Source organism: Massilia haematophila, from assembly GCF_042647645.1.
Classification (GTDB): Bacteria; Pseudomonadota; Gammaproteobacteria; order Burkholderiales; family Burkholderiaceae_D; genus Telluria; species Telluria haematophila.
Map to the genome: position 1 here is coordinate 4,911,707 of NZ_JBHRVV010000001.1, position 12,536 is coordinate 4,924,242.

Sequence of the window (12,536 nt, forward strand, 5' to 3'; positions counted from 1 at the left end):
CCGGACGCTGAAACGACAACGCCGACCTGCGAAGGTCGGCGTTGTCGTTTGCACTTCTATTCTGAATTCTTGGTGGCCCGGGGCGGAATCGAACCACCGACACAAGGATTTTCAATCCTCTGCTCTACCAACTGAGCTACCAGGCCAAGGCGGCGCATTGTAGCACGAACCGTCGCGCTGTCCATAATTTCTTGCGTTAAATCTTCCTCATGCCGAAACGTGCTCGCGCCGCCAGCGTGCCGGCGAGGTGCCGACCTCGCGCTTGAAGGCGCGCGCAAAGGCGGCTTCCGACTCATAGCCGACCTCCAGCGCCACCGAGGCCACCGGGGCCCGGCTGTCGCGCAGCAGGCCGGCCGCGGCTTCCATGCGCCAGCGCGCCAGGTATTGCATCGGCGGCTGGCCGAGCAGGCGCAGGAAGCGGGCGCAGAACACCGAGCGCGACAGGGCGGCGGCGCGCGCCAGGTCGTCGATGGTCCAGGGCCGCGCCGGCGCGCGGTGGATCAGCGCCAGCGCCCGGCCCAGTTGCGGGTCGCGCAGCCCGGCCAGCCAGCCGGTGCTGCCGGCGGGCAGCTGCTCGAGGTAGCGCCGCAGGGCGTCGATGAACATGGTTTCGCTGGCGCGCTCCAGCAGGGCGGCGGCGCCCGGTTCGCCTCTTTCCATGCGTACGGCCAGCGCGTGCAGGTCGGTGCGCGCACTGGCGCCGCTGGCCGGCAGGTGCAGCAGGCGCGGCAGGGCGTCGAGCAGGGGATTGAATGGGTGGCGGTCGCAGCTGAGGAAGCCGCAGGTGAGCCGGTTCTCGGCGTTGTCCGGTGCTTCGTCCCAGGTGATTTCGTATTGCGAGTGGAACACGATCGGGATCGGCTTGGGGGCGTCGCGCGTGGCCGCGATCCAGGCCGGGTCGATCCGCGCCGGGCGCTGGGCCGGGTCGCTCGAGAGCACGTGGCCGTCGCCGTGCGGCAGGATGATGGTGTCGCCCGGCAGCAGCCGTACCGGCGCCAGGCCGGCGACCGAGGCCCAGCCGGCGCCGTGCGTGAGCACGTGGTATTCCATGACGTGCTCGGCGTCGGGAAACAGCAGCCCGCCCAGGTCGCGCAGGGGCGGCGCCTCCACCGACCAGTCGGCGGGCAGGCTGAGCTGGTAAAACACCGCGCCGCGCAGGCGCACCGAGCGCAGCACATCGGACAGGGTATCGGTCTGCATCGAATTTTAGGACGCGCGGGCAAACGGGGGCGACGATGGGACAAGCCGCAGGCCGCGCTGGCGCGCGATACTGGCCATCTTCAATCTCGAAGATGGGAGGATGCCACCATGGACAAATCAACGCAATCGCAGCCCGCAGCCCAGGTTCCGCCGCCGGTCCAGCCGGACTTTAATGCGATCAAGCAGCGCCAGCAGGCGACCTGGGCCAGCGGCGACTTCGCCGTCGTCGGCGTCACCCTGCAGATCGTCGGCGAGGACCTGGCCGAGGCAGCGGACATCCGCGCCGGCGAAACCGTGCTCGACGTGGCGGCCGGCAACGGCAACGCGACCCTGGCGGCGGCGCGCCGCTTCGCGCGCGTCACCTCGACCGACTACGTGCCGGCGCTGCTCGACAAGGGCCGCGCGCGCGCCGAGGCCGAAGGGTTGGACATCGATTTCCGCGTCGCCGACGCCGAGGACCTGCCGTTTGCCGACGGCGCCTTCGACGTGGCGCTGTCGACCTTCGGCGTGATGTTCGCGCCGGACCATGCCCGCACCGCCGCCGAGCTGCTGCGCGTGGTGCGCCCCGGCGGACGCATCGGCCTGGCGAGCTGGACGCCTGAGAGCATGATCGGCCAGCTGTTCAAGATCATCGGCCGCCTGGTGCCGCCGCCGGCCGGCGTGAAGTCGCCGTCCCTGTGGGGCACGCAGGCCTACCTGGAACAACTGTTCGGAAGCGATGCGGCCGAGCTGCGCCTCCAGCCGCGCCGCTTCATGATGCGCTACGCCTCGCCCGCCCACTGGCTGCAGGTGTTCCGCGACTTCTACGGACCGGTGCAGAAGGCCTTCAATGCCCTCGACGCCCAGGGCCAGGCCACGCTCGAGCAGGACATCCTGGCGTTGCTGGAGCGCCATAACATCGCCGGTAGCGCATCGCTGGTGGCACCGTCGGACTATCTGGAAGCCGTGATTATCAAGCGCAGCGTTTGAGTCTGGCCGACCCTAGCCGGCCTGCACGCCCAAGGCCCCCAGCCAGGGCCGCAGGCCGGCGATCGCTTCTTCCTTCGATTTCGCCTCGATCTCGATCCAGGGCGCCTGCGCGTACGACGAGGGCATGGTGGCGATCAGGTCCGAATGCTGGCGGTCGTTGAAACCCTCGCGTCCGTTCGAAATGTGCACCAGCTGGTGGGCAGGATTCGCCCAGGTGGCGCGCGCCTTGACCAGCATCCCGGCCACGCTCGGGTGCTCGTAGCTGTCGAGCTTGTCGTGGACGATGTGGTGGTGGGCGTCGAACACCATCGGCACGCCGGCGCGCAGGCAGATCGCGTGGATCTCCTCGGCGCCATAGGCATACTCGTCGTTTTCCAGGCCGAGGCGGCAGCGGATCGCGTCCGGCAGGCGGCCGATGCTGGCCACCAGGGCGTCGGCGCGGTTCGCCTTGCCGCCGTGGATTTCCAGCAGCGCCCAGGGCGAGCGCGGCTGCGCCAGCAAGTCCATGATGTCGGCGTGCATCTGCAGAATCTTGACGCTGTTCTCGACCACCGCCGGCGAATCCGAACTGAGCACCACGAACTGGTCGGGATGCATCACCAGGCGGATGCCGGCATGCGTGGCGCGCTGGCCGGAGCGGGCCAGCGCCGGCGCCAGCGTTTCCAGGATCTCGCGCCCGATCGGCTCGTCGGCGAAGGGAAAGATCGAGGAGGGCAGGCGGTACAGGGAAATGCCGGCCTGCTGGCAATAGCGCATGGCCGCGTCGAAAGTCTGGATGTTGTCGCGAAAGATGTCTTCCAGCAGCTTGCGCTGGGTGTCGAGCGACTGCTCCAGCAGGCGCTTGCGCGTGATGGTGCGGTAGCGGATCTCTTTCGAAGCGGTAATACAAACCAGGCCGAGGTGAGGGGGCATCGTGCGCTCGCGAAGTTGGCTCGAGGCCAGTATATGCCGCGCCCCCGAAGGCGGGAGCGCGTTAGCGCCGCGGGCGCCTGCCGCGCGTGCCGTCCTCCTGTCTTATGCGGCGCGGCGTTCGCCTTTGTGCTCGAGAACCGCGAGCACCTCCGCCAGCGGCAGCGGCCGCGCGAACAGGTAGCCCTGCATGTGCGGTGCGCCGTGCTCGGCCAGGAAGCGTGCCTGGATCTCGGTCTCGACGCCTTCGGCCACCACGCGCAGGCGCAGGTGGGCGGCCATCGACAGCATGGTGCGCACGATGGCGACGCCATCCGGATCGTCCGGGATGTCGCGCGTGAAGCTCTTGTCGATCTTGAGTTCGTAGAGCGGCATGCGCTTCAGGTAGGCCAGGTTCGAGTAGCCGGTGCCGAAGTCGTCGATCGAGAAGCGGATGCCGAGCGCGGCCAGCTCCTGCATGCGGGCGATGATGCCGTCGCGGTTGCCGACTTCCAGGCCTTCGGTCAGTTCGACAATCAGCTGTCCGGCCGGCACGCCGGTCTCGGCCAGCACGCGCCGCACGGCGCCGATGAAGTCGGCCTGGCGGAACTGCGAGGGGCTGACGTTGACCGACACCGGCATCGCGTGGCCGGCCGCATCCAGGGCTTGCCAGGCCAGGCAGGCCTGGCGCAGCGCCCAGTCGCCGAGCGGGACGATGAGGCCGGTGGCTTCGGCGACCGGAATGAAGACGTCCGGCGGCACCATGGCGCCATCCGCCCGGCGCCAGCGCATCAGCAGCTCGGCGCCGACCGCGCTGCCGCCGGCATCGAACTGCAGCTGCAGGTGCATCGCCAGTTCGCCGCGCTCGAGCGCCAGGCCGAGATCGCGTTCCAGCGTCAGGCGCTGCTCGACCTCGGCGCGCATGGTGGTCTCGAACAGCGCCACGCCGTTGCGCCCGCCTGACTTGGCGCGGTACATCGCGGTGTCGGCCTCGCGCAGCAGGTCTTCCACGCTTTGGTCCGGGCGCGGCAGCAGGGCCACGCCGATGCTGGCCGAGGAGTTGTAGTGGTGGCCGTCGATCTCGACGTCTTCGTCGAGCGCGGCGCGGATCTGCTGGGCGCGCGCCGTCGCCGCGGCGGCGACCGTGGCCTCGTCCGGTCCCAGGCCGGCCAGGAGCACGACGAATTCGTCGCCGCCGATGCGCGCGACCATGTCCTCGCCGCGCATCAGGCCGGACAGGCGCTGCGCCGCCTGCCGCAGCAGGGCGTCGCCGGTGGCGTGGCCGCGGGCGTCGTTGACGTACTTGAAGTGGTCGAGGTCGATGAACAGGAGGGCGCCGCCCTCGGCGCCGGCCCGGGCCTGCGCCAGTTGCGTCTCGAGGCGGTCCAGCAGCAGGCGGCGGTTCGGCAGGCCGGTGAGCACGTCGTAGAAGGCCAGGCGGTGGATGGCGCTGGCGGCCTTTTTGCGCTCGCCGATGTCGCGCCCGACCACCACCCAGTGCGTGTGCACGCCCTGCTCGTCCAGGAAGGGGCTGATCTCGAGTTCGATCCAGGACGGCTTGCCCGATTTCGCATACACCTGCAGTTCGGCCGACACGCCCTGGCGTCCTTCCATGGCGGCGGCGATGCGCGCGAGTTCCGCCTGGTCGGTGCCGGGACCGGCGAACATGAGCATGCTGCGCCCGATCAGCTGCTCGCGCGGGTAACCGGTATGGCGGACAAAGGCGTCGTTGGCGAAGATGATCGGCTGCGGCTCGGCCGGGCCGGGCGAGGCGCGCGCAATGATCACCTTGTCGTTGAGCTGGGCAACGGCGGCGGCGACCAGGCGCAGTTCCGCGTTCGCAGCCCGCAGCGCATGCTGGCCTTCCTCGAGCGAATCGGCAAAGCGGCGCAGCTCGCTCAGCGATCTGGCGAGCCGCTGCAGCAGGGTGGCGCAGGACATCGTGATGAGCGAGCCGACGAACAGGAAGTTCAGGGCGACCAGCAGGGCCGACAGCGGGTCGTTGGCCGGCAGGCCGGCGACGTCCGCTTTCACGATGCCGGCCAGGCCGAGCCCGGCGACGATGAGGGCGCTGAGGGCCAGCGCCGCCATGGCCGGGCGCATCCCCAGCAGCACCGCGGCGAAGACCGGCGGCGCGATCAGGTAGAGCTGGGCCACCTGGCCGATATTCACCATCATGCCGGTCGCGACGAAGAACACGATCGCCATGAAGTTCAGCACCCGCGTCCTGTACGGCAGGCTGCGCCGGCGCCAGACGGTGGCCAGCCAGGCGATCGCCGTCAGGTCGATGGCGATCAGCGCCCACAGGCCTTCGCGCGCGGCGATGACGATGCTGGGCACGGCCGTGGCGATGCCCAGCACCAGCACGATCGTGAGCAGGCGCGAAAAGATGTGAGTGCGCCAGTGCGCGATGTCGGTCAGGGGAGCCACGGGTTGCCTTCGGTATGCAAGAAGTGCCTCTTGACAAAAGGCAAAAATTTTTTCTATGGCGAAATAGTTTAGCCCGGCTTGCGGTGCCTGTCAGTTATTGTGCATAAGGGTGTTGCGAAACTGACGCGCCGTGTGTCGGGCGTCGTGCGCGATGTAACGGTCGGCGGGGCTGGCGGCGAGGAGAGGGCTGGGGTTTGCTATGCTTATACATTCGATACCGGCCAGGCCGGGAGTTAATGGATGGAGCGCCACACATGGCATCGTTGCAGGAACAATTTTTGAAGGCGGGCTTGGTCAACAAGGGCAAGGCCAAGCAGGTTCAGCAGGAAAAGAGCAAACAGCAGAAGATCGAGCGCCGCACCGGCACCCAGAGTGTCGACGAGGCGAAGCTGGCCGCGGCCGACATGCAGCGCAAGCAGGCCGAACGTGCGCGCGAGCTCAACGCCCAGCGCGACGCCGCCGCCACCCAGAAGGCGATCATGGCCCAGATCAATCAGATGGTGCAGCAGAACCGCCAGGAGAAGGGCAAGGGCAAGGACGAGATCGCCTACAACTTCACCTATAACGGCAAGATCGAGCGCATCCACGTCTCGCCCAAGGTGCAGGAACACCTGATGGCCGGCCGCCTGGTGATCGTGCGCCTGGGCGAAGCCACCGAACTGGTGCCGCGCGTGATCGCCGACAAGATCGCCGAGCGCGACGCCTCGCTGGTGGTGCAGGTCAGGAAGGCGGCCGAGGAGGATCCGGACGACCCTTACGCGGCCTACAAGATTCCCGACGACCTGATGTGGTAAGCCGGCGCCGGGCGCGGCGGCGAAGGATGCTCGCTCGTCCGGATTGACCGGTGGTAAGCTACCGTTATTCCTATACCAAACCTGAGGGATCGTCATGAAACCGCTGTTCTCCGCCGAAGAGGAAGCCAAGGCAACGTCGACGCCGCCGGCCCCTGCGTTTCCGCCCCTGCTCGATCCCGCCGCCGCACCGGGCGCGCTGCCCGCCTTGCAGCCGCAAGCGAGCGCGCCGGCGCCGGTGCGCGTCGATATCTCCGGCATCGACGACAAGGCGATCGAGGCCCTGGGCGGCTCCACCGGCGCGGGCGTGGCCAAGGTGTCGGCCAAGCTGCTGGGCACGGTGCGCGCCTCGGATGCCGACGTGTTCGGCGCCCAGCTGAACGAACTGATCGCCACCGCCAAGGGCCTCGATCCGGCCAAGCTGCGTTCCGGCGGCCTGGTCTCGCGCATCACCGGCATGTTCGGCTCGGTCAAGGAAAAGATGCTGTCGCAGTACCAGGTGGTCGAATCGCGCATGGACACCCTGGTGGCGGAGATGACGCGCCATGCGAACGTGCACCGCGGGCGCATCCAGGATTTCAACGCGATGTACAAGGGCCTGGAAGCGTATTACCAGGGCCTGGACGCCGACGTGAAGAAGGGCGAGGCCTGGGCCGAGCGGCTGCGGCTGGCGCTGGCGCAGCAGGCCGCGCCGACCAACGCCTTCGAGGCCCAGCAGGCGACCGAGCTGAAGCGTCGTCTGGAGCGCCTGGAAAAGCGCATCGACGACCTGAAGCGCGCGATGCTGATGGCCACGCAAATGGTGCCGCAGATCCGCCTGTCGCAGGACAATGCGCGCGCGCTGACCGATACCTTCACCGACATCGTGAACGTCTCGATCCCGGCCTGGCGCAACGTGTTCTCGCTCTACCTGCTGCAGCTGGAAGCCAAGCAGAGCGCGGCGGTCGCCAACGCCGCCTACGATGCGACCGACGCCGCCTTCCGCACCCAAGCCGACATGCTGCTGGAAAATACCGAGACCGTGGCGCGCGCCAAGCAGCGTTCCCTGGTCAGCCTGGAAACCGCGCAGCACGTGCAAACGCAGCTGATGACCGCCTTCGACAAGCTCGAGCAGATCTCGAACGAAGGCCAGCAGCGCCGCAAGGACGAGCTGCCGAAGCTGCAGGAACTGGAGCGCGAACTGATCGCGCGCTTCTCGGTGACCGGGGCGCCGGGGCCGATCTGAGCGGGTCATCGATCCGCGGATGGGCAATTCAGCCTTTCCATGACAACAACATTTTCACGATAGAAGGAAGATCCATGTCGACGATGCTCGAAACCGGCCACCGTATCAACCTCGAAAAATCGGCGCCCGGCCTGAAGCGCGTGCGTATCGGCCTCGGCTGGAAGGTGAATGCGGCCGATGGCCATGCCTTCGACCTCGACTCCTCGGTGTTCCTGTGCCGCAAGGACGCGGAAGACAATCCGGTCATGATCAGCAACGCCCACTTCGTCTACTACCACCACACCACCTCGCCGGACGGCGCGGTGGTGCACTCCGGCGACAACCGCACCGGCGACAGGGATGGCGACGACGAAGTCATCACCGTCGACCTGGCAAAAGTCGACCCGGCGGTGATGGAGATGCCGATCGTGGTCACCATCCACGACGCCGAGACGCGCAAGCAGAACTTCGGCCGCGTCAGCGGCGCCTACGTCAAGGTCTACAACGACGAGACCGGCGACGTGATCGCGCAATACGACCTGACCGAAGACTACTCGGACAAGACCGCGCTGCAGTTCGGCTCGCTGTACCGCAGGGATGGCGAATGGCGCTTCCATGCCGTCGGCGCCGGCTTCAAGCTGAACCTGGCGACCTTCATCCGCAAGCTCGGCGGCACCGTCTGAGCGGCCGTTTCCGCCTCCGACCGACGAGCGGTCATCCGGCGCCGGGCGCCGGATGACCGCACCTTATAACCGATGACACCGCAGACGCCCAAGGCATTCGATTTCGGCGAGGAACCTGACGCTCCCGCCGTTCCGGCCGAGCCGCCTGCCGTGCCGCGCGCGCTCGACTTCGGCGAAGAAGAGGGCGCATCCGCCGCGCCCGCCGCCGGTCCGCCCAGGGCGCTGGCCTTCGACGACCTGCCCGCGGCGGCGCCTGCCGTCCCCAGGGCCGCGGCCCGTGCGCTGTTCGACAGCGAGGACCATCCGGCGGTGCGCGATGCCTTGGTCACCGCCCAGGCTGATCATCCTGCATTGTTCGCCCAAGCGGAACAGCGCCTGGCCGTGCTGTTTCGCCGCATCCTGCCGGTGAAGCTGGCGCCCGTCACGCAGTGGGGAGAAGGCCCCTTGATGGAGCAGGCCGCACTGCTCCAGCCCGCGACCGAGCTGGTGCTGAAGTTGACCCAACTGGCGGTCCCCGCGCTGCTCGACGCCGCGCTCGAGAGCACGCGCGCGCCGGCGGGCGTGTTCGACAGGCTGTTCCGCCGCCAGGTGTCGCCCGCCCAGTACAAGCCGGCGTTGAGCGCCGCGCGCGAACAATTGCTGCAACTGATGGCGGACAGCGAGCTGGCCCTGCGCCAGCTGGAAGCGTCCGCGCAGGAGCTGAGCCTGCACGGCGCCGTGCTCGCGGTCGTGACGAAGCTGGCGGGCAGCACGCCGGACGCGGCCTTGCTGGACGCGCTCATCCAGCGCCGCACGCTGATCGGGCAGGCGGTGCGCCAGGCGGAATTGTCGATACTGCAGATGGGCCAGATGCGCCAGCAGGCTGCCGACCTGATCGGTCAGGTGTCGTCCTTCCTGACGGTGACCTTGCCGGCGCTGGAGATGGCGCAGGCGCAGGGCGGCCGTTGAAGCGTGCAGGCGGATGCGTTTCCTGCTCACCCGATGAGGGCAGCCGGGCATCGAGCCAGGCCGGGGCGCGGCGTTCAGCCGGCCGCTGCAGCCGGTCCAGCCCGGGCTGCCGGCGCGGCGCTGCGGCGGCAGCGTTCGGAACAATACTTGACCTGCTCCCAGTCGCGCTCCCATTTCTTGCGCCAGGTGAAAGGGCGCGCGCAGTGGGCGCAGATTTTCGAGGGCAGCTCGGACTTCTTGCGCTGGCGCATAGGGGGCAGCCGCGGGCAATGCGGACTTCTTATTGCCCCTGCGCGGTCAGCGTCAGCTTGGACAGGTCGAAGCCCTGGTAGGCCAGCCGTTCGAGCAGGGCGGCATAGGCTGCGGGCGGCACGGTCGCGGTACGCGACAGGATCCACAGGTATTCCCGCTTCGGCTCGCTGACCGCGGCCAGCTGGTAGTCCGGGGCGAGATCGACAACCCAGTAATTCCCCCAAACAAAAGGTAGGAAGGAAAGCCAGCGTGGCGCGAAGCGTACCTGGAGCCGGGGCGATGTGTCGTCCCCTAGCTGGCGTGCGCTGCCGACCGCTTCGTCGAGGCTGCCGTCGGCGCGGCGGCAACGGTTGATCACCTGCACGCCGCCACCGGGCTGCAAACTGTATTGCGCGCGCGTGTCGCCGGCGCAGTGCTTCTGGAAGCGGTTCGGGTACTTCGCGATTTCATACCAGGTGCCCATGTAGCGCGGCAGGTCGAGCGTGGCGATGGTGGCCAGCGGCGGCGCATCTTCGCGCCGGCCGGCCGGCGTGGCGGCGCAGGCGCCAAGGAGCGTGCCGCACAGCAGGGCCAGCAGGCTGGTGCGCAGGATGGTCGGGTTCGGCATGGGCTCGGGTGTCTTCTGTTGAACGAAATGAGGCGTTGATAAACGGAGCGCGGACGAATAAGCGCCGGGTCCGTGCGGACCCGGCGGGCGGGGAGGGCTCCCGCCTGATGCCTTACTTCGGCATCATGACCTTGTCGATCACGTGGATCACGCCATTGTCGGCCGCGACGTCGGTCTTGACGACGTTGGCGCCATCGACCATGACCTTGCCACCCTTGGTGTTGATATTGAGCATACCACCCTCGACCGTCTTGACCTCGCCCGGTTTCACGTCCGACGCCATGACCTTGCCGGGCACCACGTGGTAGGTCAGGACCTTGGCCAGCGCCGCCTTGTCCTTCAGTAGGGCATCGAGCTTGGCCTTCGGTACCTTGGCGAAGGCTGCGTCGCTTGGGGCGAACACCGTGAACGGGCCCGGGCCCTTGAGCGTCTCGGCCAGGCCGGCCGCCTCGACGGCCTTGACCAGGGTGTTGAACGAGCCCGCCGATTTGGCGGTGTCGACGATATCGGCGGCCTGGGCGGCGCCGAAGGCGAACAGGAATGCAGTTCCGAGCAAAAGTTTTTTCATCGCAAGTTCCTTGTCAAAGAATCCGAAAGGGGTGGGCATCGCCTCGCTCTCTGTTGCCGCTGGACGAGCGCCGATCCGCGGCAGCAGCCTTGCGGGACGATGCCCATGTGATGTGCGTTGCACTTCTGTCTTCAAATGTAGTGCGCTACACCTGGTTTGTCTATGATTTGAACAGGTATAATCAAAGACATTCGGTTCAATAGCGGGTCATATCATGAGCGATAAACTGGTTTCCGCATCACCCGAGGGCACTGCCCTGCTGTCCGACATCACCTACCGCAGCGGTGCGGCAGCCCGGCTCGCGGGCCTGCCGGTCGAGACGCTGCGCGTCTGGGAGCGCCGCTACGGCCTGTCCGACCCGCAGCGCTCCTCGCATGGGCAGCGCCTGTACTCGGCCGAGCAGGTGCAGCGCCTGCGCCTGCTGAAGCAACTGGTCGATTGGGGGCACCCGATCGGCCAGCTGGCCGGACATTCCATCGACCGGCTGCGTGAACTGGCAGGCATCGGCGCGGGCGGCCGTGCAGGCGCGGGAGGTCCGATCAGCGTGGTGGCCGTCGGCATCGGCCTGGCGCAGCGGCTGGCCGCGGGTGGGCGCGCGGCATTGCAGCTCGGCGTCCTGGCCAGCCATGCACGGCTGGAGCAGGTCGCGCCGCTGCCGGACGGCGCCGGGGCCGACGTGCTGCTGGTCGAGTTGTCCGAGCTGGACGAAAGCGCGCTGCCCCGGATCGCCGCGGCGCGCGACACGGTGCGCGCCAGGGCGGTGACGGTGCTGTACCGGTTTTGTGCGAGCGCGACCATTCGCACCCTGCGCGGGCAGGGATGGCTGGTGGCGCGCGTGCCGGCCGAAGCGGGCGAGCTGCTGTCGCTGTGCCGCACCGCACTGGACGGACAACGCCTGCCGCTGCCGGCGCAACGCAGCGAACCGGCGCCGCCGCGTTTCGACGAGGAGGCGCTGGCCCGCCTGAGCGTGAACATTGGCAAGTTGGCCTGCGAATGCCCGCGCCACCTGACCGAACTGCTATTGATGGTCGGCAGCTTCGAGCGCTACAGCGCCCAGTGCGCCTCCCGCGACAGCGCGGACGCCGAGCTGCACCACGCGCTCCAGGACGCGGCGGCCCAGGCCCGCGTCGTCCTCGAAGATGCGATGGAACGGCTGGCGCGCGCCGAGGGACTGGCGCTGCCGCGCGCAGGTGAAGCGCGGTGACGGGGACAGCGGTGCTTGTGCGCTGCTGCTAGAATGGGCATCCGCTTTTCGTTACCCATTTGCCGGAGTATTCAAATCCTGCGTTTTCTCATCCTCGCGGCGATGCGCAAGCCAAGGCTGGCGATCGCCGTTGCACTGCTCCTGCTGGCAGCCCTTGCCGGCACCTTGACCTATACCGGTTTCCTGGTCGTCGGCGTGCTGGCCGACTATCTCGGCACGGGGCGCTTCGTGGCGGGGCTGCTGCTGGGCCTTCTGTTTGCGCGATTCCCCTCGATCAGCAAGGGCCGGCTGCGCATCGTCGGCCTGTTGCCGAAAGCCGTGCGCCGCCCGCTGATCGCCGGCCTGCTCGCACTGTGCATGCTGCATTTCCTGTCGGGAGCCGACTACGTGCCCGCGGCATTCACCGGTTTCGCCCTGGCTTTCCTCCTGGCGTATCCCTGGGCGCGACGGGCCGTTTTCGACCGCATGCTGTCGTCCGTCTTCAAATTCACCGGCCGCACCCCCGCCAGGAATAGCGACGACATGGTGATCGAGGGTGAATTCAGGGAAAAGAAGGATTGAGGGCAGGGCGCCCGCCAGGCCCGCGATGGAGAAGCGAAAACGAAAAAGCCACCTCGATGGGTGGCTTTCGCTTGTATCGCCGTGTTGTCGACGATGCTGAATTCTTGGTGGCCCGGGGCGGAATCGAACCACCGACACAAGGATTTTCAATCCTCTGCTCTACCAACTGAGCTACCAGGCCAAGAGAGGCATGATTATAGCCAGCGCTTTCCGGCTCTGCAAGTCCTACTT

13 protein-coding genes and 2 tRNA genes are annotated in these 12,536 nt (G+C 67.7%); 7 read left to right on the plus strand and 8 right to left on the minus strand.

What is annotated here, in order from left to right; all coding sequences use genetic code 11:
- Positions 1-70: 70 nt before the first annotated feature.
- Both ACFOPH_RS21775 and ACFOPH_RS21780 read right to left on the minus strand, forming a co-directional pair.
- Positions 71-146: transfer RNA gene (locus ACFOPH_RS21775), tRNA-Phe, on the minus strand.
- A 61-nt stretch (positions 147-207) separates the two neighbouring features.
- Positions 208-1,200 carry an AraC family transcriptional regulator gene (locus ACFOPH_RS21780; protein ID WP_379737212.1) on the minus strand — a complete coding sequence of 331 codons (993 nt, stop codon included), beginning with the start codon at positions 1,198-1,200 and terminating at the stop codon, positions 208-210.
- 108 nt (positions 1,201-1,308) lie between these two features.
- On the opposite strand from ACFOPH_RS21780, the gene ACFOPH_RS21785 reads away from it, so the two are divergent.
- The gene (locus ACFOPH_RS21785; RefSeq protein ID WP_379737214.1) at positions 1,309-2,169 is read left to right on the plus strand and encodes a class I SAM-dependent methyltransferase; all 861 of its coding nucleotides are present in this window, start codon (positions 1,309-1,311) and stop codon (positions 2,167-2,169) included.
- Between the two features lie 12 nt (positions 2,170-2,181).
- Here the strand turns inward: ACFOPH_RS21785 and uvsE are convergent, their stop codons facing one another.
- Together uvsE and ACFOPH_RS21795 are read right to left on the minus strand one after the other, a co-directional pair.
- Positions 2,182-3,081: a UV DNA damage repair endonuclease UvsE gene (uvsE, locus tag ACFOPH_RS21790; RefSeq protein WP_379737215.1), complete on the minus strand. Its 900-nt coding sequence runs from the start codon at positions 3,079-3,081 to the stop codon at positions 2,182-2,184.
- Between the two features lie 102 nt (positions 3,082-3,183).
- Positions 3,184-5,487, minus strand: coding sequence for a putative bifunctional diguanylate cyclase/phosphodiesterase (locus ACFOPH_RS21795; protein WP_379737216.1), 2,304 nt, complete (start codon positions 5,485-5,487; stop codon positions 3,184-3,186).
- 254 nt (positions 5,488-5,741) lie between these two features.
- Here ACFOPH_RS21795 and ACFOPH_RS21800 point away from each other — a divergent pair, with 254 nt between their 5' ends.
- From ACFOPH_RS21800 to ACFOPH_RS21815, 4 genes are all read left to right on the plus strand, one after another.
- Positions 5,742-6,281, plus strand: coding sequence for a DUF2058 domain-containing protein (locus tag ACFOPH_RS21800; RefSeq protein WP_312549893.1), 540 nt, complete (start codon positions 5,742-5,744; stop codon positions 6,279-6,281).
- A 94-nt stretch (positions 6,282-6,375) separates the two neighbouring features.
- Entirely contained in the window at positions 6,376-7,503 is a 1,128-nt protein-coding gene (locus ACFOPH_RS21805) for a toxic anion resistance protein (RefSeq protein ID WP_379737217.1), read from the plus strand.
- Between the two features lie 74 nt (positions 7,504-7,577).
- Positions 7,578-8,165, plus strand: a complete 588-nt coding sequence (locus ACFOPH_RS21810) for a TerD family protein (RefSeq protein ID WP_379737218.1) — start codon at positions 7,578-7,580, stop codon at positions 8,163-8,165.
- Between the two features lie 72 nt (positions 8,166-8,237).
- Complete coding sequence (locus tag ACFOPH_RS21815; RefSeq protein ID WP_312549896.1) at positions 8,238-9,113, plus strand: hypothetical protein; 876 nt, start codon at positions 8,238-8,240, stop codon at positions 9,111-9,113.
- A gap of 74 nt (positions 9,114-9,187) precedes the next feature.
- On the opposite strand, the gene ACFOPH_RS21820 is transcribed toward ACFOPH_RS21815, so the two are convergent.
- The 3 genes from ACFOPH_RS21820 to ACFOPH_RS21830 form a co-directional block, all read right to left on the minus strand.
- Positions 9,188-9,364 (minus strand): DUF2256 domain-containing protein, encoded by a 177-nt coding sequence (locus tag ACFOPH_RS21820; RefSeq protein ID WP_312549897.1) that lies wholly within the window; start codon positions 9,362-9,364, stop codon positions 9,188-9,190.
- Positions 9,365-9,393: 29 nt separating this feature from the next.
- Positions 9,394-9,972, minus strand: a complete 579-nt coding sequence (locus ACFOPH_RS21825) for a lipocalin family protein (RefSeq protein ID WP_379737219.1) — start codon at positions 9,970-9,972, stop codon at positions 9,394-9,396.
- A 112-nt stretch (positions 9,973-10,084) separates the two neighbouring features.
- Positions 10,085-10,540 (minus strand): fasciclin domain-containing protein, encoded by a 456-nt coding sequence (locus tag ACFOPH_RS21830; RefSeq protein ID WP_312549899.1) that lies wholly within the window; start codon positions 10,538-10,540, stop codon positions 10,085-10,087.
- Between the two features lie 214 nt (positions 10,541-10,754).
- On the opposite strand from ACFOPH_RS21830, the gene ACFOPH_RS21835 reads away from it, so the two are divergent.
- A complete protein-coding gene (locus tag ACFOPH_RS21835) occupies positions 10,755-11,744 on the plus strand; it encodes a MerR family transcriptional regulator (protein WP_379737220.1) in 990 nt (329 codons plus the stop codon).
- A gap of 33 nt (positions 11,745-11,777) precedes the next feature.
- Positions 11,778-12,305, plus strand: coding sequence for a hypothetical protein (locus ACFOPH_RS21840; RefSeq protein ID WP_379737221.1), 528 nt, complete (start codon positions 11,778-11,780; stop codon positions 12,303-12,305).
- A 105-nt stretch (positions 12,306-12,410) separates the two neighbouring features.
- Here ACFOPH_RS21840 and ACFOPH_RS21845 read toward each other — a convergent pair.
- Positions 12,411-12,486: transfer RNA gene (locus tag ACFOPH_RS21845), tRNA-Phe, on the minus strand.
- Between the last annotated feature and the right edge of the window lie 50 nt (positions 12,487-12,536).

Bases quoted from the DNA above. Each gene is read 5' to 3' on its own strand.
- ACFOPH_RS21780 (WP_379737212.1), bottom strand. From the start codon at position 1,200: ATGCAGACCGATACCCTGTCCGATGTGCTGCGCTCGGTGCGCCTGCGC.
- ACFOPH_RS21785 (WP_379737214.1), top strand. From the start codon at position 1,309: ATGGACAAATCAACGCAATCGCAGCCCGCAGCCCAGGTTCCGCCGCCG.
- uvsE (WP_379737215.1), bottom strand. From the start codon at position 3,081: ATGCCCCCTCACCTCGGCCTGGTTTGTATTACCGCTTCGAAAGAGATC.
- ACFOPH_RS21800 (WP_312549893.1), top strand. From the start codon at position 5,742: ATGGCATCGTTGCAGGAACAATTTTTGAAGGCGGGCTTGGTCAACAAG.
- ACFOPH_RS21805 (WP_379737217.1), top strand. From the start codon at position 6,376: ATGAAACCGCTGTTCTCCGCCGAAGAGGAAGCCAAGGCAACGTCGACG.
- ACFOPH_RS21810 (WP_379737218.1), top strand. From the start codon at position 7,578: ATGTCGACGATGCTCGAAACCGGCCACCGTATCAACCTCGAAAAATCG.
- ACFOPH_RS21815 (WP_312549896.1), top strand. From the start codon at position 8,238: ATGACACCGCAGACGCCCAAGGCATTCGATTTCGGCGAGGAACCTGAC.
- ACFOPH_RS21820 (WP_312549897.1), bottom strand. From the start codon at position 9,364: ATGCGCCAGCGCAAGAAGTCCGAGCTGCCCTCGAAAATCTGCGCCCAC.
- ACFOPH_RS21825 (WP_379737219.1), bottom strand. From the start codon at position 9,972: ATGCCGAACCCGACCATCCTGCGCACCAGCCTGCTGGCCCTGCTGTGC.
- ACFOPH_RS21830 (WP_312549899.1), bottom strand. From the start codon at position 10,540: ATGAAAAAACTTTTGCTCGGAACTGCATTCCTGTTCGCCTTCGGCGCC.
- ACFOPH_RS21835 (WP_379737220.1), top strand. From the start codon at position 10,755: ATGAGCGATAAACTGGTTTCCGCATCACCCGAGGGCACTGCCCTGCTG.
- ACFOPH_RS21840 (WP_379737221.1), top strand. From the start codon at position 11,778: ATGGGCATCCGCTTTTCGTTACCCATTTGCCGGAGTATTCAAATCCTG.